The sequence below is a fragment of the Gordonia alkanivorans NBRC 16433 genome, assembly GCF_000225505.1.
GTDB lineage: Bacteria > Actinomycetota > Actinomycetes > Mycobacteriales > Mycobacteriaceae > Gordonia > Gordonia alkanivorans.
Genome location: NZ_BACI01000067.1, coordinates 23552 through 42827 on the forward strand (window position 1 = coordinate 23552; position 19276 = coordinate 42827).

The window sequence follows — 19276 nt, forward strand, 5'->3', positions numbered from 1 at the left end:
TGCCAGTTTTCTCGGTCACTCTTGACATGCCGCAGTGAGTCACATCACTATTGGGTCGGCAATAAACCAATATGTGTCTGGTCAACGATCGGGCTCAGCCATACAGGGAGGTCACACATGAGGTTTGGTCTGTTCGCGATGCCGGAACACCCGCCGATCGAGAACTGGTCGCTGTCGTACGACCGGGACATCGAAGAGATCGTTCTGGCGGAGAAGCTGGGTTTCAGCGAGTTCTGGATCGGCGAACACCACACCGGTGGCTACGAGAACGTGCCGATGCCGGAACTGTTGCTGGCGAAGGCGTCAGCCCTCACGAGCAGGATCCGGCTCGGCACCGGCGTGGTGAACCTCCCGTACCAGGATCCGTTCCAGGTCGCCGAGCGTCTGGCATTCCTCGACCACCTCACTCATGGTCGGCTGGAATACGGTTTCGGTGGCGGCGGGCTGCCCACGGACCAGGCGCTGTTCCAGCTCGAACGTTCCGAAGCCGCGCCCCGTACGTCCGAGGCGCTCGAGATCATCTGGGAACTCCTCACCTCCGACGAGCCGGTCAATTATGAAGGCGTGTACTGGAAGTACGAGAATCGTCAGCTGCAGGTCGGTCCGTACCAGGAGGTTCCGCCGTTCGCGATCGCCGGCCTGACCGGAACGCACAACTACGCACGGTGTGGCGCCAAGGGGTGGAAGGCTCTCAGTGTGTACTTCTCTCCGACCGACAACGAAGGCTACCCGCATGCCCCCGACCTCGCGGCGCACGCTGCGGCACTGACCTCGGCGGCCGAGGAGAACGGTCTCGACCCCGACGTCGCGCGTCAGAACTGGCGGATCACCCGTGAGGTCTACGTGTCCGACAGCAAGGACCAGGCGATGAAGGAGATCCGGGCCGGCGTGCACCGGTCCTACGAGTACCTCCTGGGCCTCGGTCTGGGTGCGCTGATGAAGAAGGGAGAGGGCATGGACGACGCCGAGCTCACCTTCGAGTGGATGGTCGAGGAGATCCCGTGGATCATCGGCAGCCCCGAGGACTGCACCCGTCAGATCCGCGAATTGGAAGAAGCCACCGGCGGATTCGGGACGTTCCTGATCAACAGCCGTGACTGGGTGACCACCGACAAGTGGAATCGCTCTCTCGAGCTCTTCGCGCGCTACGTCACACCGCAATTCACCCCGCGCGAGAACATGGCTCGCCGCAACAAGCTCGCACGCGTCGCCTTGGGGGTCTGATTAGGCAGCCGACCCACCTGAATCCACCTCCGCGAGCCAAGGACAGACATCGATGACCCCTTCACACGCGCTTGCCGCCACTGCCGCCGACGGTGACGCCGCTTCCTTGTCGGCGACTCGCCGATATTGGGACGAAGCCCGCGAAACCCGCGACCCCGAGGAACGGGATCGTCGGATTCTCGAGCGGATACAGCTGCAGCTGCGCTATGTCTACGACGAATTGCCGTTCTACCGGCGCCACTACGACAAGCACGGGTTCCGGCCCGAACACGTGACGTCGCTGGCGGATTTCACGGCGAAGGTTCCGATCATCACCAAGAAGATGCTCGTCGCCGACCAACAGGAGAATCCGCCGTTCGGCTCGTACACAAGGGATTTCGGAGCCGGTGGCATCGCACGCATCCATGGGTCATCGGGCACATCGGGAACCCCGACGATGTATGCGGTGTCCCGCGGTGACTGGGACCGGGCCGCCGACGTACACGCCATGGCACAGTGGTGTGCCGGTGTGCGCCCCGATGACATCGTGCAGATCGGATTCCCGTTCGGACTGTTCTTCGGTGGCTGGGGCGTCCTGCAGGGCGTGGAACGCATCGGCGCCACGGTCTTTCCGCTGGGGGTCACCGATTCCGAGAAGCACATCGAGATGATCGGCACGCTCGGCTCAACGGTGTTCAGCGCGACCCCGTCGTACTGCATCCACCTGCTGTCCGTGGCAGAGCGGATGGGTGTCGATCTGCGCGCCAGTTCGGTACAGCACGTGCTGGTCGGTGGAGAGCCCGGCGGCAGCCTGCCCGGAACGCGACGAATCATCGAAGAGGGCTGGGGCGCAACGGTGGCCGATGCCGGATCGACGTCGGAGATGTATCCGTTCCAGACCAGCGTCGGGTGCGAGGCAGGTACCGGCACCCACCTGATCACCGATGAGGTCTACACCGAGGTCGTCGATCGGAACGACCACAACGTGGCGATCCCGGTCGGCGAACGTGGGGCCGTGATCTACACGCACCTGTGGCGGGAGTCCCAACCGATGATCCGATTCGCGCCCGGAGACGAGACGTATCTCGACGACACCCCGTGCGTCTGCGGACGAACTTACCCGCGCATGCCCGAGGGTGTGCTCGGGCGACTCGACGACATGCTCGTCATCCGGGGTGCCAACATCTACCCGAGTGCCATCGAGACCGCGTTGCGTGACATCCCTGAACTCGGACCCGAATTCCGGATCCACGTCCACACCGAAGGCGCACTGGACGAGATCGCGGTTCACGCCGAGGTCTCGGCCGGCACCCATGAGGCCTGGCAAGCGGTGGACGACGACCGACGTGCCGAAGCCCAGGCTGCACTCGTCGCGCGCGCCGAGTCCGTACTGAAACAACGGTTGGGCATTCGCATTCCGTTCGAGGTGCTCACCCCGGGCACTCTGGAACCGACCACCTTCAAGGCACGCCGCGTCATCGACGCTCGCGGCGTGCGCTGGTGACCGTGGACGGTATCCCGGCCCGCCACGCCCCGAAGGCCCTGGGAGGCGTTCAGATTCGGCCAGGTGGCGTCGAATGACACAGCCTTCAGCAGTCAAGGGCCCGGCCGCCGGCGCGTCGGATGATGCGCAATGGATCGAAGCGGTGGTCAGTGGCGTCCGCTCCGAGGGCATCGGCGTGGTGAGTTTGTCGTTGGAGGCAGGAGACGGAACCGCGCTGCCGGACTTCTCGCCGGGCGCCCACGTCGACCTCGACCTCGGCAACGATCTCGTTCGGCAGTACTCGCTGTGCGGACCACGCCACGAGCCGACATGGCGCATCGCAGTCCTGCGGGAACGCGAGAGCCGTGGCGGCTCCGAACGCGCTCATCGCCTCTCCTGCGGCGACCGCGTCCGGGTTCGCGGACCGCGCAACCACTTCCCGCTCGAGGACGCTGACGAGTACCTGTTCATCGCCGGGGGAATCGGGGTGACGCCGATCCTGCCCATGCTCCGCGACGCCGAGGAGCGGGGGATTCCATGGTCTCTGCACTACGGCGGGCGAACGCGGGACTCGATGGCATTCGCCGCCGAGCTCGCCGGCTACGACGACAAGGTGCACCTCTATCCGCAAGACGAGGTCGGCGTGCTGGACCTGACGCGGATTCTCGGTGGACCGCGCGAGGGTGTCGGCGTGTACTGCTGCGGACCCGAGGGGCTCCTGACGGCCGTCGAATCGGAAACGGGATCGTGGCCGCACGGAGCCCTGCACACGGAACGCTTCAGCCCGGCCGAGCCGGTGGGGCCCCGCATCGGCGATACGCCGTTCGAGGTCGAGTGCCAGATGTCCGGGGTGACGGTGACTGTCGCAGAGGACGAGACGATCCTCGAAGCCGTCGAGCGGACCGGCGGGGTGATCGTCTCCTCCTCGTGCCGCGAGGGAACCTGCGGGACGTGCGAGGCCACCGTGCTCGACGGCGTGCCCGACCATCGCGATTCGGTGCTCACCGACGACGAACGCGACGCCGGCGACGTGATCATGACCTGTGTGTCCCGGGCGTGCACGGCTCGACTGGTCCTCGATCTGTGAGAAGCCCGAAAGAGAGAAGACGATGACAGAACCGACGGGGCTCGTCCCGAGCCGCCTCCGGGAAGTGTTCGGTGCCTTCCCGTCCGGCGTCGTGGCGTTGTGCGCGATGCGCGACGGGCGCCCGGTGGGGATGGCGGCGAGCACGTTCACCGCAGTGTCGCTCGACCCGCCGTTGGTGTCGGTGTGCGTTCAACGATCGTCGCAGACGTGGCCGGACCTGCGTGCGGCTGCGCGACTGGGCGTCACGATCCTCGCCGAGCAACACGGTGAGGTCTGCCGGAAGCTCTCGACGAAACACGGCGACCGCTTCGCCGGCGTCGATTGGGACTCCCTCGACGAGGGGAGCATCGTCCTGCGGGATGCGAGCGGGTGGCTGACGACGTCGGTGTATGCCGACGTGGATGCGGGTGATCACCTGGTCGTGCTGCTGCGGGTACACACCCTCGACGCGGATCCGGCCAGCTCTCCACTGGTGTTCCACCGCAGTGGTTTTCACCGATTGGCACCTGCGTCCGACGGCGTCATGTCGTGACGTCGACGGTGCTCAACCGAACCTCGGGTCGTCGGGTCGCTCCCCGAGGTGCACGGCGGCCGGGTCGACGGAGAAGGGCCGTCACCTGCGTCCGAAGAGCCTGAGCCCCAACAACAGCAGGACCACGGCGGCGAGTGCTGCGACGAGCCCGACGAGGATGCGCACCGAGATGGGGGAGGCGGCGTCGGAACCGGTGCTCGCGAGGTGGGAGTCCGCCGACGATGCGGCGCGCGGTGCGGTGGATTCGGCCGCCTCACCGGACGATTCGACGAGACGTCCGACGGTGATCTCCGGCCCGGCCCGGAATCCGTACTCGAACATCTCCCGCGCCTGATCCCAGTACATGTCGCCCTCGACCGACAGTCCGTACATCTGGACGACGAGGATGCGTCTTCCGTCGCGCTCCGCCGCGCCGACGAAGGTCTTCCGTGCATCGTCGGTGTACCCGGTCTTGCCACCGAGCATGCCCGGGTAGCCGTCCACCAGAAGGCGGTTGCTGCTGTACATGTCGTACGGCGGATGGTCCTTGTCGCCGGGAACGTCGGGTCGGCGGGGATAACCGGGGAACCGGAACGTGGGCTTGGCGATCAACTCACGGAAGGTCCCCTGTGCCATCGCTTCCCGGTAGATCAGGGCGAGATCATACGGCGAGGAGGACATTCCGGCGGCGTCGAGACCCGACGGGCTGGCCGCGCGGGTGTCGGAGGCGCCCAGCTCGCGGGCGCGTGCGTTCATCTTCTCCAGCGTGGTCTCCACACCGCCGAGCTCCCGGGCGAGCGCGTTGGCGCAGTCGTTGCCCGACACCATGAGCAGTCCGGTCAGCAGGTCGCGGACGGTGTACCGGCCGCCGGGCCCCATTCCGCACGAGTCGCCCTCGGTGCTCCAGTCCTCCGCGGTCGGGAGGACAGTCGCGTCGAGATCGAGTTCGTCGAGAACGATGAGCGCGAGCAGCACCTTGATCGTCGATGCGGGCCGGTACCGCCCGTGGGGATCCTTGGCCGCGATGACGTTGCCGGAGTCGAGGTCGGCGATCAGCCACCCGGCCGACGTCAGCCGAGCGGGAAGCGGGCCGGCTGCGGGGTCGGCGACGACGCCGCAATATGAGAGGTCCTCGCCCCCGATCGCCGGTGTGGGGACCGGCAGTGAGGACGGGGGTGTCGAACCGGGTGCGACGACCTCGGACTCGTCGACGGCCGGTGGGGTGCCGATCCTGTGCGGACAGTGATCGGTGACGGGCGTCGTGAAGGCCGGCGGTGCACCGGTCGGGACGGGAACGGCGCCGGCCCGTCCGACACCGGCCGGACCTGCGGCGATCACGCACAGAAGCAGCCCGAGCAGGGCGGCGACTAGCGCCGATGAGGTCCGGCGAGTCCACCCCGAGGTCACCGATCGCACGTTACCAGCGGAACCGCGCAGGCTCGCCGACGTGCGATGCGGCCGTGTCCGACGTTCGGCCGCGCGATCTACAGCAGCGAGTACGCCCGGTCCAGCACCGACCGCAGGATCTGTTCGATCTCGTCGAACTCGGCCTGACCCGCGATCAGCGGCGGAGCGAGCTGGACGACGGGGTCGCCGCGGTCGTCGGCGCGGCAGTAGAGCCCGGCGTCGAACAGTGCCGTGGAGAGGAATCCGCGCAGGATGCGCTCGGACTCGGACGCCGTGAACGTTTCCTTCGTGGCCTTGTCCTTCACGAGTTCGATCCCGTAGAAGAAGCCCTCGCCGCGCACGTCGCCGACGATGGGAAGGTCGTGCAGCTTCTCGAGGGTCGCCCGGAACGCGGGTGCCTGGGTCTTGACGTGGTCGTTGAGCCCTTCACGCTCGAAGATGTCGAGGTTGGCCAGCGCGACCGCAGCCGATACCGGGTGCCCGCCGAAGGTGTAACCGTGGGCAAACGTCGTGGTGCCGTCGCGGAACGGTTCGAAGAGACGGTCGCTGGCGATCATCGCACCGATCGGGGAGTAGCCCGACGTCATGCCCTTGGCGCAGGTGATGATGTCGGGGACATAACCGAAGTCGTCGCAGGCGAACATCGACCCGATGCGGCCGAACGCGCAGATCACCTCGTCGGAGACCAAGAGAACGTCGTACTCGTCGCAGATCTCGCGGACCCGCTCGAAATAGCCGGGCGGCGGCGGGAAGCACCCGCCGGCGTTCTGGACGGGCTCGAGGAAGACCGCCGCCACCGTGTCCGGGCCCTCGAACTCGATCGCCTCGGCGATGCGGTCGGCGGCCCAGCGGCCGAACTTCTTCGGGTCGGCGGACATGTCGTCGGCCGCCCGGTAGATGTTGGTGTTCGGCACGCGGAAGGCCCCGGGCGTCAACGGCTCGAAGGCCTCCTTGAGGGCCGGCACACCGGTGATGGCGAGCGCGCCCTGCGGTGTGCCGTGGTAGGCGACCGCACGCGAGATCACCTTGTGCTTACCGGGTTTCCCGACGAGCTTGAAGTACTGCTTGGCCAGCTTCCAAGCGCTCTCGACGGCTTCGCCGCCACCGGTGGTGAAGAAGACTCGGTTGAGGTCGCCGGGTGCATAGGCGGCGAGGCGTTCGGCGAGTTCGATCGCCGGGGGAGTCGCGTACGACCACAACGGGAAGAACGCGAGATCCTTGGCCTGCCTGGCGGCGGCCTCGGCCAGTTCCTCCCGACCGTGACCCACTTGCACGACGAATAGTCCGGCGAGCGCATCGAGGTAGCTGCGTCCCTGATCGTCGAAGATGCGCATACCCTCGCCGCGGGTGATCACCGGCGGCGTGATGGCGTCGCCGTGCCGGGCGAAGTGTCCCCAGAGGTGCGCCGCGCTGCGCTCGCCGAGCGACCGGGCGGAGTTGGGCGGTGTCGAGGGTGCGGTCAATGTCATCGGGTTCCCCAGTTGTATTGCTGTTTGACGAGTTTGAGGTAGACGAGGGTCTCGGTGCCGACGACCTCCGGGTGCACGCGCACCTTCTTGTTCAGGATCTCCAGGAGATGGTCGTCGTTCTCGCAGACGACCTCGATCAGGATGTCGAACGATCCCGCGGTCAGCAGGACGTAGTCGATCTCGGAGTGTTCGGCGAGGTGCTGCGCGAGGGCCTGCGTGTCGCCGACACAGCGGATTCCGATCATCGCCTGCCGGGCGAACCCGAGCTTGAGGGGATCGGTGACCGCGACGATCTGCAGGAGTCCGCTCTCGCTGAGCTTCTGGACCCGGTTGCGGACGGCGGCCTCGGACAGGCCGACCGCCTTACCGATGGAGGCATAGCTGCTCCGACCATCGGCCTGCAGGAGTTCGATGATCTTCTTCGCGGTTGCGTCCAACTGTGTGGATGCAGGGTCGGCCACCCCATGATCGTGACGGATTCCGTAGCGAACCGCAACACGCACGACTGAAACCGCAATCAAACCGGATTTCGACACGTGAATCCGCAACGGCGGCGGTAGGATCTGGGGTATGTCCTCACCAACCAGCATTCCGTCCGGCTGGATCGACGGAAAGCCCCATCACTCGACCGGTACCGATCACATCGTGGTCAATCCTGCCACGGATGAGCCGGTCGGGACCGTGAAACTCGCAGGTCGCGGCGATGTAGACGCCGCGGTCGCCAGTGCCCGCGCCGCACAGCCGTCCTGGGGTCGTGCGACCCCGGCCGAACGGGCGGGAGTTCTGCTCGCGTTGGCCAGGGCGCTCGACGCGGAGTCCGACGTGTTGATCGCCGAAGAGGTCGCCCACACCGGTAAGCCGGTCCGGCTCGCGACCGATTTCGACATCCCCGGATCGATCGACAACGTCGAGTTCTTCGCCGGCGTCGCACGCAATCTCGACGGCAAGGCGAGCGCGGAGTACTCGGGGGACCACACCTCGTCGATCCGCCGGGAACCGGTCGGAGTCGTCGGCACCATCACGCCCTGGAACTATCCGCTGCAGATGGCGGTCTGGAAGGTCATTCCGGCACTGGCCGCCGGCTGCGCGGTGGTGCTGAAGCCCGCCGAGATCACGCCGCTGACCACACTCACGATGGCCCGCACCGCCACCGAGGCCGGGCTTCCCGACGGTGTCCTCAACATCGTCGTCGGCACCGGTCCGGAAGCCGGCGCCCATCTCGCCGGGCATCCCGGCGTCGACATGGTGACCTTCACCGGTTCGACCGCGGTCGGCCGGCAGGTGATGGCACAGGCCGCCACCACCGGCGCCCGCATCCAGCTCGAACTCGGCGGCAAGGCGCCGTTCGTCGTCTTCGACGACGCCGACCTGCAGGCCGCGATCCATGGTGCGGTCGCGGGCTCGATCATCAACGGTGGTCAGGACTGCACCGCGGCCACCCGCGCGATCGTCGCGCCCGCGCTCTACAACGACTTCGTCGACGGCGTCGCCGACCTGATGTCGCGGGTCGTCATCGGTGATCCCACCGATCCGGCAACCGATCTCGGCTCCCTCATCTCCCGACGCCACCGCGAGAAGGTGGCCGGGATGGTGGACCGTGCACGGGCAGCGGGAGCGCGCGTGGTCATCGGCGGTACCGTCCCCGACGGGCCGGGCGCCTTCTACCCGCCGACCCTCGTCGCCGACGTGGCCGAGGACTCGGAGATCTACCGCGACGAGGTGTTCGGGCCGGTGCTCGCGGTCAGCCGCTTCACCGACGACGACGATGCGATCCGTCGCGCCAACGACACCCCGTACGGCCTCGCGGCGTCGGCGTGGACGCGCGATGTGTATCGCGCACAACGGGCTTCGCGCGAGATCCACGCCGGCTGTGTCTGGATCAACGACCACATCCCGATCATCAGCGAGATGCCGCACGGCGGATACGGCGCCTCCGGCTTCGGCAAGGACATGTCGACCTACTCCCTCGACGAGTACCTGCTCGTCAAGCACGTCATGAGTGACATTCACGGCGTCGCCGAAAAGGAATGGCACCGAACGATCTTCAGCCTGGACGGCCCGACGGCGTGACCGGCCGGACGTGGGCCTCGCGGCCGACCGACCGGGGCGTCGAGATGGTCGCGCACGCCGCGGCCCGCCCCTACTGGCTCGACCGCGACCTGCGTCCCGAACACCGGCCCCGACTCGTCGGCGAGACCGGTGCCGATCTGCTGGTGATCGGCGGCGGCTTCACCGGCCTGTGGGCGGCGGTGCAGGCCGCGGAACGGAATCCGTCCCGATCGATCGTGCTCGTCGAACGTGACCGGATCGCCGAACATGCTTCCGGACGCAACGGCGGCTTCTGTGCCGCCAGCCTCACACACGGACTCGGCAACGGGTTGCAGCGGTTCCCCGACGAGATGCCCACGCTGCTGCGTATGGGTAGGGAGACACTCGACGCCATCCAGGACACGTTGACACGTCTGGGCATCGACGCCGACGTCGAGCGCACCGGGGAACTCGACCTCGCGACCACCGACTGGCAGTTCGACGACCTCACCGAGACCGCGACCGCCGGGCAGGCACTCGGCGAGGATCTCGTCCTGCTCGACACATCCGCGGCCCGGGAACGCGTCAACTCACCGATGGTCCGCGGCGCTCTCTACGACCCGAATGTTCTGATCATCGACCCCGCCAAACTCGCGTTCGGCCTCGCCGATGCAGCCGAACGACTCGGCGTGCGGATCTTCGAGAACACTGAGGTGTTGACTCTGGCCGCGGGGCCGGCGGGTGACGAGATTTGCGCCCGAATGGATTTCGGGCAGGTACGCGCCGACCGGGTCGTGGTCGCGACGTCGGCGAGCCGATCCCTGGTCCGTAGGCTGCGGCTCTACACGGTCCCGGTGTGGGACTACGCGCTGATGACCGAACCGTTGTCCGACGAACAGCTCGCCTCCCTCGGCTGGCCCGGGCGAGAGGGACTCGCCGACAGCGGTCCACGGTTTCACTACTTCCGGCTCACCGCCGACAACCGGATGCTGTTCGGCGGCTGGGATGCGCCATATCACTTCGGGTCCGACGACGACCCCCGCCGCGCCCGGCGGCCCGGCGAATGGGCGCTGCTCGGTGAGCATCTGCTGCAGGTGTTTCCGCAGCTCGAGGGGATCACCGCGACGCACACGTGGGGCGGGGTGATCGACACCTGCTCGCGGTTCTGCGCCTTCTGGGACACCTCCCACGGCGGGCGCGTGGTGACGGCGGTGGGCTTCACCGGACTCGGCGTCGGCGCCTCGCATTTCGCGGCCGCGGCCGCCCTCGACCTCGTCGACGGTCTGCGGACGGAACGCACCGCCCTGGAAATGGTGCGCCGCAAGCCCTTACCGTTCCCGCCGGAACCGGTCCGCTGGGCGGGTATCACGTTGACCCGCCAGCAGATGGCGCGCAGCGAGCGCCGCAACGGACGCCGCGGAGCATGGCTCGCGTTGCTGGACAAGATCGGGCTGGGTTTCGACAGCTGACGCCGTCGCCCGTGGGCGCGACCGGTCAGCCGCTCTTGGGGACCACGATAACCGGTGCCGTCGTCCACCGGAGGATGCGAGAAGCGGTGCTGCCGAGGAAGACCCGGTTCGGCGATCCGAGGTGGCCGGAGCCGATGGCGACGATGTCGTTGGCGTCCCAGGGGAGATTGGCCAGCGCCTCGTCGAGCGTCGCACCGTCGGCGACGACGACGTCGACCTCGAGCTCGGAGTTCACCTCGGCGCGAGTCTTCTCGAGGAGTTCACGCGCGACGGCGATCTGCGCGGTTCGCACATCTCTCGACGAGTCGTCGTCGAAGGGGGATTCGAGGGAGACCAGCGACAGCAGCCGGAGGTCGAGCTTCGCGCGTTCGGCGAGTTTCTCGGCGAACGGGAGGGGATTGTCGGTGCCGGGTTTGACCGGGACGGCAACGGTCACCATGTCGAGGACCGCGTCGACCCGATCCGCATATCCGCGCGGCGCCAACGCGACCGGAACCGGCGAGGAGTGGACGAGTTCGTTGCTGATGGTGCCGAGCGTGTGCCGACTCAGCAGCCCGTCGCCGGTGCCGCCGACGACGATCATCCTGGCCCCGGTGGCGACCGCGTGGGAGGCGAGACCGTCGGCGAAGGACTCGTTGACCGTGACGACGGTGCGATAGGAGAAGCCCGGCGGGATCAGCGCGGCACCCTCGCGGAGCCAGTCGGCGGCCTGTGCCTCGATGCGCTGCTGGTACTGGGCGAGTCCGGGCTGGCCGTCGTAGGGCGTCGGGCGGACCACACACACGAGATCGATGGCCGCGCCGGTCACGCGCGCGAGCGCCACGGCCAGCACGACACCGTCGGCGCCCGAGGGGGTCGCGAGATATCCGACCGTGAGCCGGGGAGCGGTCGGGTCGTCGGGCGTCTCTTCGTCGGGTCGGGTCGCGGCGGTCTCAGTAGACATCGGGAACCTTCACCTCGGTGGTCGCGGTCAGTGTCTTGCCCCGGAAGAAGTCGCTGTTGTGGGCGAAACAGGCGAGCATCAGCGGGATTCCGAGAACCAGCATGCCCACGCCGAGGACGAAGACGCCACCGATCCCGCCGACCGAGGTGGCGCCGTAGTCCGGCGAGATCATGTCGATCGCCGAGCGGATGAAGGCCGCGGCCATGGCGAGGCCGCCGAGGAGCGGGAAGAGGCAGCGCAGGAGGAAGTTCCGTGCGGAGGCGAACAGGCTCGAGCGGAAGTACCAGACGCAGGCGAAGGCGGTGATCCCGTAGTAGAAGGCGACCGCGAGCCCGAGAGACGCGATGGAGTCGGCGAGGGTGTCCTGGCTGAGCAGTGAGAGGACCAGGTAGAAGGTGAGGGCCGCGGCACCCATGACGCCGGTACCGAAGGCGGGTGTCATGTAGCGCGGGTGGATCGAGGCGAACTTCTCGGGCAGTGCCTTGTAGACGGCCATCGAGAGGCTGCCGCGTGCGGTGGGCAGGATCGTGGACTGGGTCGAGGACAGCGCGGAGACGCAGACCGTCAACAGAAGTGCCGACGACAAGACCGCGCCCGCTACCGGGTCTCCCAGGATCGTCAGGACGTCCTCGTCGTTCGCGTCGTTCCCGAGTCCGATCCCGGTGTCGCCGAACCCGGCGAACGACTGGACCGCGTAGGCGACCAGCACGTAGGTGGCGACCAGGATGACGCACGTGAGGAGGGCGGCTCGGCCGGGGGTCTTGTCGGGGTCCTTGGTCTCCTCGCTGATCGCCAGGCACGCATCCCAGCCCCAGTAGATGAAGATGCACAGGATGACCGCCGCAGCGATCTGCGACTGGTCGAGACCACTGGGCCACAACCAGGACCACTCCGGTGTGATCGCCTGGTCGCCGGCCCGGCCGGTGCCGACCTTCACCAGCGCGATCACGCTCGCGATGATGAGCACGGCGAACTGGACGAACATCAGGATGGCCTGTATGCGTTCGCTGATGACGATGCCGCGGATGCTGATCCACGTCATGGCGATGATGAAGAAGCTGCCGAGCAGGATCTTCGCGAGCAGGCTGTCGACGAGGCCGTGGAGGCCGAGGAACTTGAACAGGTACAGCGCGGCGATCTCGGAGACGTTGGCGAGCACGATGATCGCCGACACGGCGAGGCCCCACCCGCCGATCCAGCCGATCCACGGACCGAAAGCCTTTGTGCCCCAAGTGAACGTCGTGCCGCAGTCCGGGGTGTCGCGGGACAGTTCGCGATAGGCGAAGGCGACGAGCAACATCGGGATGAAGGCGAGGACGAACATCGCCGGGGCCTTGTCGTGGACGCTGTCGACCACGTAGCCGAGGGTGGCGGCGAGGCTGTAAGCCGGTGCGACGGCGGACAAGCCGATGATGACGTTGCCCATCAGCCCGATCGAACCGAGTCGCAGGCCCTTGTTGCCGGGATCGCCCACGAGGCCGGCCTCGCCGCCGCCTCCGACCGCCTCGGTCTCGATGCGCTCCGCCATGCTGGTTCTCCGCTCACATGTTCACGACGAGAGACAGAGTACGATTCTGCTCCCGATTCCTCCCTGCAAGTACGAAACCCGGCTCAATTGCGCGCTCGGCACCTGCTCGTCGGTTCGTGTCCGCGGGCGGAGTCCTCGGCGACGAGTTCGGACTCAACCCAGATCTGACATCTGGAAAATCTTCCGCCGGACTGGAATAGCGCGTCGAGTGGTTCGCCCGGCGAATGTCTCGTGTACACCAGGGATGCCGACCACAACCTCGTGTGTCCGTCCTGGTGCGTGAGCGGGACGTGGGTCTGGGTGCGGAGACGGGCGGCTGCGTCGAACCATACGGCGGCGCCGTTGTGCTGCCGGTCCGAGGTCAGGGTGATCGTGATCCGTTGGGGCTCGGGGGCGGGGGCCGGTGCCGCCGTGGCGGGTGAGAACACCGCCAGACACAGGGCGGTGCCGGTCAGGAGGGTGAGGAGTAGGCGGAGGTACAGGATTCGGACCACGACGGCGCTCCGTTCGGCGGGGTGACTGGGTCCTTCTTGGACGCAGCTGGGTGCCGATCGGTTCCCCGGGTCATCGGACGAGTGTCAGTTCGCGGGTCGCGGTCTGCCGGAAATCCGTTGCGGCGCCGAGTAACCGGGCGATCGCCAGGCGGCCCTGCAGGCGGGCCAGGCCGGCTCCCACGCACAGGTGCAGTCCCTTGCCGAACGCCAGGTGCGAGCCGTGTCCGGACCGCGCGGTCGCACGGTCGAGGTCGATGGCCGGCGCGGCGTCGAAGTGCTCGGGATCTCGGTTGCCCACGCGCCACATGAGATAGATGTGCGAGCCGGCCGGGAGGCGGGCGTCACCCAGCGTGGTGTCGGCGACGACGTGCCGGAAGTGGCCCCGGAACGGGGATTCCAGGCGCAGGGCCTCCTCGACGAAGGCCGGGATGAGGTCGGGCGCGTGGCGCAACCGTGCGGCGACCTCGGGGTGTCGCGCCAGGATCCGGACCGCGTTGGTCAGGAGGCTGACAGTGGAGTCGGACCCCGCCGCGACGAGTTGCAGGAGAATCATCACCGCCGCCGGACGGTCGAGGTCGGCCCGGGCCACGGCCGACGCGATGTCGGCGAGGACCCCTCGTCCCGGCGTGCCCTCCCGTTCGTTCCGTAGCGCCGAGTCCAGCGCGTCGCCGAGATAGGCGGTGAGTTCGGCGACCGCGGTGGTCGCGGTGGTGAGTTGGCCGGGGGTGATCACACCGTCGATCAGCACGTTGGTAGCACCCGCCCAGTGGGCGAGATCGTCGATGTCCTCGTGGGGGAGACCGAGGAGCTCGGTGACCACGGTTATCGGGACGCGTTGTGCCACAGCGGTCGTCCAATCGATCGTGTCCTCGTCGAGGCCCTCGGACCAGGCGGTGTCCACGACCTCGGCGACGTAGGGTTCCAGTGCCCGGATGCGCGCGGGTGTCAGCGACGGCATGACCAGCGACCGATGGAGTCGGTGGCGCGGGCCGTCGGCGGTGGCCAGGACGTGAATCGCATCGCCGAGTCCGGCGACCGGGAACTCCGACACCGATCCGTCGTCGTGGCAGACCATCGTGGCGGTCAGGTTCGACGAGAAGTCCTCGGGTCGTCGCACCACATCGGCGATGAGATCCCAGGAGCCGACGGCGAAGAACGGGGAGTCGCCGATCTGCTGTACCGGGAACCCGGTGTGGAAGCGCGACAGGAAGGCGGGGTCGTCGAGTGCGAGCATGTCCCCAGCGTCGCCGACGGGCGCGGCCGGGACAACGGTTCCCTTCGAAGTCGATACGAACGGTTCGTGGCGTCCGGCATCGATGTCTCATCGATGGACCCTGACCTGGGCTGAAACACACGCAAGGGGTTGCTTGTTGTCTCATGATGAGAAGCGACGACGAAGGGGTGTGGATGGCTGACTGGCTCGTGGGTGGCGATCGTGGCGACGCGGCACGGAGGAGGCTCGTCTCCCAGGCCACGGCGCTGATCGCCTCTCGTGGACTCGACGCGTTCAGCGTCGACGAACTGGCCGTCCGAGCGCACTGCTCACGAGCGACGATCTACCGCCATGCGGGCGGCCGTGCCCAGCTGATCGAGGCGGTGCTGTCGATGACCGCCGCCCCGGTCCTGGAATCGATCCGCGAGGAGGCCGCCGGCACGACAGGGGATGAGCGCGCACGGATCGCGATCACCGCGGCGGTCGGCGCCCTGCGTGCAGACCGGGTGATCCGCCAGTTCCTCCGGCCGGGAAGCCTGATCGCGACGACGCCGACCGTGCTCGCCTCACCGACCGTGCTGGCCGTCGCCGCGGAACTCATCGGCATCGACCCCGACGACGCCGTCGCCGCGCGGTTCGCGATCCGGTCGGTCCTGACGATGTTGCTCTGGCCGGCGGCTCCCGAGGAAGAAGCGGCGCTGGTGGACTCGATCATCGCGGGGATCTTCCAGGGCGAGGCGTCGACGAACAACGGCCCGCACCGAGATCGGTGCGGGCCGTTGCCGGGCTGCAGAGAAAGCTGAATCGATTAGCGCGAGAACATGAGTGCGCGCTTGACCTCCGAGATCGCCTGCGTGACCTGGATGCCGCGGGGGCATGCGTCGGTGCAGTTGAAGGTCGTGCGGCAGCGCCACACGCCGTCGACGTCGTTGAGGATGTCGAGACGCTCGACGGCGCCCTCGTCACGGCTGTCGAAGATGAAGCGGTGCGCGTTGACGATCGCGGCCGGGCCGAAGTAGGAACCCTCGGTCCAGAACACCGGGCAGCTCGTGGTGCAGCAGGCACAGAGGATGCACTTGGTGGTGTCGTCGAAGCGGGCGCGGTCGCTCTGGCTCTGGATGCGCTCGCGGGTCGGCTCGTTGCCCGTGGTCATCAGGAACGGCTTGATGGCGCGGTAGGCGTCGAAGAACGGCTCCATGTCGACCACGAGATCCTTCTCCACCGGCAAGCCGCGGATCGGCTCGATGGTGATGGTGATCTCCTTGGACTTGTCCTTGGGGAGCATGTCCTTCATGAGGAGCTTGCAGGCGAGACGGTTGACGCCGTTGATGCGCATGGCGTCCGAGCCGCACACGCCGTGCGCGCAGCTGCGGCGGAAGGTCAGGGTGCCGTCGAGGTAGCCCTTCACGTACAGCAGCAGGTTGAGCAGGCGGTCCGTCGGGAGCGCCGGGACGCGGAAGCTCTCCCAGCCCTGGGCATCCGGATTCTCCGGGTTGAACCGGGCGATCTTGAGCGTCACCATGGTGGCCTCTTCGGGCACCGGGGGCAGCGGCGGCTCGTCGGAGGACGGTGCGGGCTTGTCCAGAACAGATGTCATCAGTACTTACGCTCCATCGGCTCGTAACGGGTTTCGACCACTGGCTTGTAGTCCAACTCGATGTCCGCGAGAAGGTCGGTGCCCTTCTTGTACGCCATGGTGTGACGCTTGTAGTTCACGTCGTCGCGATCCGGGTAGTCCTCGCGGGCGTGTCCGCCGCGCGACTCCTTGCGGTTGAGGGCGCCCACCACGGTGACCTCGGCCATCTCGAGCAGGAAGCCCAGCTCGATCGCCTCGAGGAGGTCGCTGTTGAAACGCTTGCCCTTGTCGTGGACGCGGATGTGCGCGTAACGCTCCTTGAAGCGGTGGATGTCGGTCAGTGCCTGCTTGAGGGTCTCCTCGGTGCGGAACACCGACGCGTTGTTGTCCATCGACGCCTGCAGCTCGGTGCGGATGTCGGCGACACGCTCGTGGCCGTGATCCGACAGGAGCAGGTCGAGCCAGCTGTCGACCATCTCGGTCGGCTGCTCGGGCAGCTCGGCGAACTCGGCGTTGTTGGCGTACTCGGCGGCGGCGATGCCGGCGCGGCGTCCGAAGACGTTGATGTCGAGCAGCGAGTTGGTGCCGAGGCGGTTGGCGCCGTGCACCGACACGCAGGCACACTCACCGGCGGCGTACAGGCCGTGGACGACCTCGTCGTTGTTGCGCAACACCTGACCGTTGATGTTGGTCGGGATGCCGCCCATGACGTAGTGGCAGGTCGGGAACACCGGCACGTACTCGGTGACCGGGTCGACGCCGAGGTAGGTGCGGGCGAACTCGGTGATGTCCGGGAGCTTCTCGTTGAGGACGTCCTCGCCGAGGTGCGTCACGTCGATGTAGACGTAGTCCTTGTTCGGTCCGGCGCCACGGCCCTCGAGCACCTCGAGAACCATCGAGCGGGCGACGATGTCGCGGGGCGCGAGGTCCTTGATGGTGGGGGCGTAGCGCTCCATGAAACGCTCGCCGTCGGCGTTGCGCAGGATGCCGCCCTCACCGCGGACGGCCTCCGAGATGAGGATGCCGAGGCCGGCCAGGCCGGTCGGATGGAACTGGTGGAACTCCATGTCCTCGAGCGGCAGGCCCTTGCGGAAGATGATGCCCATGCCGTCGCCGGTCAGCGTGTGCGCGTTCGACGTCGTCTTGTACATGCGGCCCGAGCCGCCGGTCGCGAAGACGATCGACTTGGCGTGGAAGACGTGGATCTCGCCGGTGGCCAGCTCATAGGCGACGACACCGGTCGCGACCTGCTCGCCGTCCTCGTTCTCGGTGAGGCAGATGTCGAGCGCATAGAACTCGTTGAAGAACTCGACGTCGTGCTTGACGCAGTTCTGGTACAGCGTCTGCAGGATCATGTGACCGGTGCGGTCGGCGGCGTAGCAGGCACGACGCACGGGCGACTTGCCGTGGTCGCGGGTGTGCCCGCCGAAGCGACGCTGGTCGATCTTGCCCTCGGGCGTCCGGTTGAACGGGAGACCCATCTTCTCCAGATCGAGCACCGCGTCGATGGCCTCCTTGGCCATGATCTCGACGGCGTCCTGATCGGCGAGGTAGTCACCACCCTTGACGGTGTCGAAGGTGTGCCACTCCCAGTTGTCCTCCTCGACGTTGGCCAGCGCGGCGCACATGCCGCCCTGAGCCGCGCCGGTGTGGCTACGGGTGGGGTAGAGCTTGGTCAGAACCGCGGTGCGGGCACGCGGTGCGGCTTCGATCGCCGCGCGCATCCCGGCGCCGCCGGCGCCCACGATGACGACGTCGTAGCGGTGTTCCTGCATGTTCTTGGTCTCCTTTAGCCGACGCTGTTGACGTCGAAGGTGAGGATCGCGTAGGTGCCCAGCACCAGGGTCAGGATCATCGACACGGCCAGCAGCACGTTGAGCCAGAATCGGGTCGAGTCCTTGCGCGAGTAGTCGGCGATGACGGTGCGGACACCGTTGCCGCCGTGCAGCTGGGCCAGCCACAGCATGGTCAGATCCCAGATCTGCCAGCCGGGTGAACTCCAGCGAGCGGCGACGAACGAGGCGTCGATGCGGTGCACGCCGCCGTCCCAGGCCAGCATGATGAACATGTGGCCGATGGTCAGGAAGACGAGGATCAGGCCGGAGAAGCGCATGAACATCCATGCGTTCTTCTCGAAGTTGCCGCCCTTGGGCTTGCGGGGCGAACGGGGATTGTCCAGGCTCGCCGGACGGTCGTGTTCCTTGCCGAGGGTCTTGGCGACACCGGTGGCTTCCGAGGTGGTCATCTCTGGTGTCTCCTACAGGTGGCTGAACAGGATCTGCAGCAGGCGGATCGCGCCGGCACCGAACACGACGACGAACAGGGTCAGGGCGACCCACAGCATCTGCCGCTGGTACTTGGGACCCTTGGACCAGAAGTCCACCAGGATCAGGCGCACGCCGTTGAAGGCGTGGAACAGGACACACGCGACCAGCGCGATCTCCATGAGACCGATGATCGGGGTCTTGTAGGTTTCGATGATCTGGTCGTACTGGTTGGGATCGACGCGGATGACCGCGGTGTCCAACACGTGTACGAACAAGAAGAAGAAGATGGTGACGCCCGTGATGCGGTGCAGAACCCAGGACCACATGCCCGGGTCGCCGCGATACAGGGAACGTCGACGCACCGGGTCAGGTGCGACTTCGGTCGAGGTGCTCATCGGAAAAGTGGCCTCCAACATCGTCGATGGACGCGTCGAATCGGCATGCTCCGACTCGACCATGGACCCATGACAAGAGACTCTAAACCCATGCCCATTCCGGTGATAAATTGCCCGAACCGATTTGAGGCACAAGACATTACGACTTAGGTTTGCCTTACCCAAGCCTTTGCGCCGATGAACTGCGCATGTCCGGTTGGTTA

Annotated in this window: 18 protein-coding genes; 7 read left to right on the forward strand and 11 right to left on the reverse strand. The window is 67.0% G+C overall.

What is annotated here, in order from left to right; genetic code table 11:
* Positions 1 to 117: 117 nt before the first annotated feature.
* The 4 genes from GOALK_RS12490 to GOALK_RS12505 all read left to right on the forward strand — a co-directional run bounded on the left by GOALK_RS12490 (position 118) and on the right by GOALK_RS12505 (position 4305).
* The gene (locus GOALK_RS12490) at positions 118 to 1224 is read left to right on the forward strand and encodes an LLM class flavin-dependent oxidoreductase (protein ID WP_006359184.1); all 1107 of its coding nucleotides are present in this window, start codon (positions 118 to 120) and stop codon (positions 1222 to 1224) included.
* Positions 1225 to 1276: 52 nt separating this feature from the next.
* Positions 1277 to 2707, forward strand: coding sequence for a phenylacetate--CoA ligase family protein (locus GOALK_RS12495; protein WP_006359185.1), 1431 nt, complete (start codon positions 1277 to 1279; stop codon positions 2705 to 2707).
* Between the two features lie 73 nt (positions 2708 to 2780).
* On the forward strand, positions 2781 to 3773 hold the full coding sequence (locus tag GOALK_RS12500; RefSeq protein ID WP_006359186.1) for a PDR/VanB family oxidoreductase: 993 nt from the start codon (positions 2781 to 2783) through the stop codon (positions 3771 to 3773).
* 22 nt (positions 3774 to 3795) lie between these two features.
* On the forward strand, positions 3796 to 4305 hold the full coding sequence (locus GOALK_RS12505; RefSeq protein ID WP_006359187.1) for a flavin reductase family protein: 510 nt from the start codon (positions 3796 to 3798) through the stop codon (positions 4303 to 4305).
* 81 nt (positions 4306 to 4386) lie between these two features.
* On the opposite strand, the gene GOALK_RS12510 is transcribed toward GOALK_RS12505, so the two are convergent.
* The 3 genes from GOALK_RS12510 to GOALK_RS12520 form a co-directional block, all read right to left on the reverse strand.
* Positions 4387 to 5691, reverse strand: coding sequence for a D-alanyl-D-alanine carboxypeptidase family protein (locus tag GOALK_RS12510; RefSeq protein ID WP_006359188.1), 1305 nt, complete (start codon positions 5689 to 5691; stop codon positions 4387 to 4389).
* A 77-nt stretch (positions 5692 to 5768) separates the two neighbouring features.
* Positions 5769 to 7160 carry an aspartate aminotransferase family protein gene (locus GOALK_RS12515; protein ID WP_006359189.1) on the reverse strand — a complete coding sequence of 464 codons (1392 nt, stop codon included), beginning with the start codon at positions 7158 to 7160 and terminating at the stop codon, positions 5769 to 5771.
* Entirely contained in the window at positions 7157 to 7621 is a 465-nt protein-coding gene (locus tag GOALK_RS12520; RefSeq protein ID WP_035750597.1) for an Lrp/AsnC family transcriptional regulator, read from the reverse strand. Before GOALK_RS12520 ends, GOALK_RS12515 begins: the two co-directional genes overlap by 4 nt.
* Before the next feature lie 109 nt (positions 7622 to 7730).
* Here GOALK_RS12520 and GOALK_RS12525 point away from each other — a divergent pair, with 109 nt between their 5' ends.
* Together GOALK_RS12525 and GOALK_RS12530 are read left to right on the forward strand one after the other, a co-directional pair.
* Positions 7731 to 9230: a gamma-aminobutyraldehyde dehydrogenase gene (locus tag GOALK_RS12525; RefSeq protein ID WP_006359191.1), complete on the forward strand. Its 1500-nt coding sequence runs from the start codon at positions 7731 to 7733 to the stop codon at positions 9228 to 9230.
* The gene (locus GOALK_RS12530; protein WP_006359192.1) at positions 9227 to 10657 is read left to right on the forward strand and encodes an NAD(P)/FAD-dependent oxidoreductase; all 1431 of its coding nucleotides are present in this window, start codon (positions 9227 to 9229) and stop codon (positions 10655 to 10657) included. The genes GOALK_RS12525 and GOALK_RS12530 overlap by 4 nt, the downstream gene beginning before the upstream one ends.
* 25 nt (positions 10658 to 10682) lie before the next feature.
* Here the strand turns inward: GOALK_RS12530 and GOALK_RS12535 are convergent, their stop codons facing one another.
* From GOALK_RS12535 to GOALK_RS12550, 4 genes are all read right to left on the reverse strand, one after another.
* Positions 10683 to 11600: a universal stress protein gene (locus GOALK_RS12535; RefSeq protein ID WP_006359193.1), complete on the reverse strand. Its 918-nt coding sequence runs from the start codon at positions 11598 to 11600 to the stop codon at positions 10683 to 10685.
* Positions 11590 to 13128 (reverse strand): APC family permease, encoded by a 1539-nt coding sequence (locus GOALK_RS12540; protein ID WP_006359194.1) that lies wholly within the window; start codon positions 13126 to 13128, stop codon positions 11590 to 11592. Before GOALK_RS12540 ends, GOALK_RS12535 begins: the two co-directional genes overlap by 11 nt.
* Positions 13129 to 13211: 83 nt before the next feature.
* Positions 13212 to 13622, reverse strand: coding sequence for a hypothetical protein (locus GOALK_RS12545; RefSeq protein WP_006359195.1), 411 nt, complete (start codon positions 13620 to 13622; stop codon positions 13212 to 13214).
* 70 nt (positions 13623 to 13692) lie between these two features.
* Positions 13693 to 14856, reverse strand: a complete 1164-nt coding sequence (locus tag GOALK_RS12550) for a cytochrome P450 (protein ID WP_006359196.1) — start codon at positions 14854 to 14856, stop codon at positions 13693 to 13695.
* Between the two features lie 173 nt (positions 14857 to 15029).
* Between GOALK_RS12550 and GOALK_RS12555 the strand changes: the two genes are divergently transcribed.
* Positions 15030 to 15638, forward strand: a complete 609-nt coding sequence (locus GOALK_RS12555) for a TetR/AcrR family transcriptional regulator (protein WP_040004192.1) — start codon at positions 15030 to 15032, stop codon at positions 15636 to 15638.
* Positions 15639 to 15643: 5 nt separating this feature from the next.
* On the opposite strand, the gene GOALK_RS12560 is transcribed toward GOALK_RS12555, so the two are convergent.
* The 4 genes from GOALK_RS12560 to sdhC are packed head-to-tail and all read right to left on the reverse strand — an operon-like array spanning position 15644 to position 19073.
* On the reverse strand, positions 15644 to 16432 hold the full coding sequence (locus GOALK_RS12560; protein ID WP_006359198.1) for a succinate dehydrogenase iron-sulfur subunit: 789 nt from the start codon (positions 16430 to 16432) through the stop codon (positions 15644 to 15646).
* Entirely contained in the window at positions 16432 to 18186 is a 1755-nt protein-coding gene (gene sdhA, locus GOALK_RS12565) for a succinate dehydrogenase flavoprotein subunit (RefSeq protein ID WP_006359199.1), read from the reverse strand. The genes GOALK_RS12560 and sdhA overlap by 1 nt, the downstream gene beginning before the upstream one ends.
* Before the next feature lie 14 nt (positions 18187 to 18200).
* On the reverse strand, positions 18201 to 18656 hold the full coding sequence (locus tag GOALK_RS12570) for a succinate dehydrogenase hydrophobic membrane anchor subunit (RefSeq protein WP_005195959.1): 456 nt from the start codon (positions 18654 to 18656) through the stop codon (positions 18201 to 18203).
* Between the two features lie 12 nt (positions 18657 to 18668).
* The gene (gene sdhC, locus GOALK_RS12575; RefSeq protein WP_006359200.1) at positions 18669 to 19073 is read right to left on the reverse strand and encodes a succinate dehydrogenase, cytochrome b556 subunit; all 405 of its coding nucleotides are present in this window, start codon (positions 19071 to 19073) and stop codon (positions 18669 to 18671) included.
* Positions 19074 to 19276 lie beyond the last annotated feature (203 nt).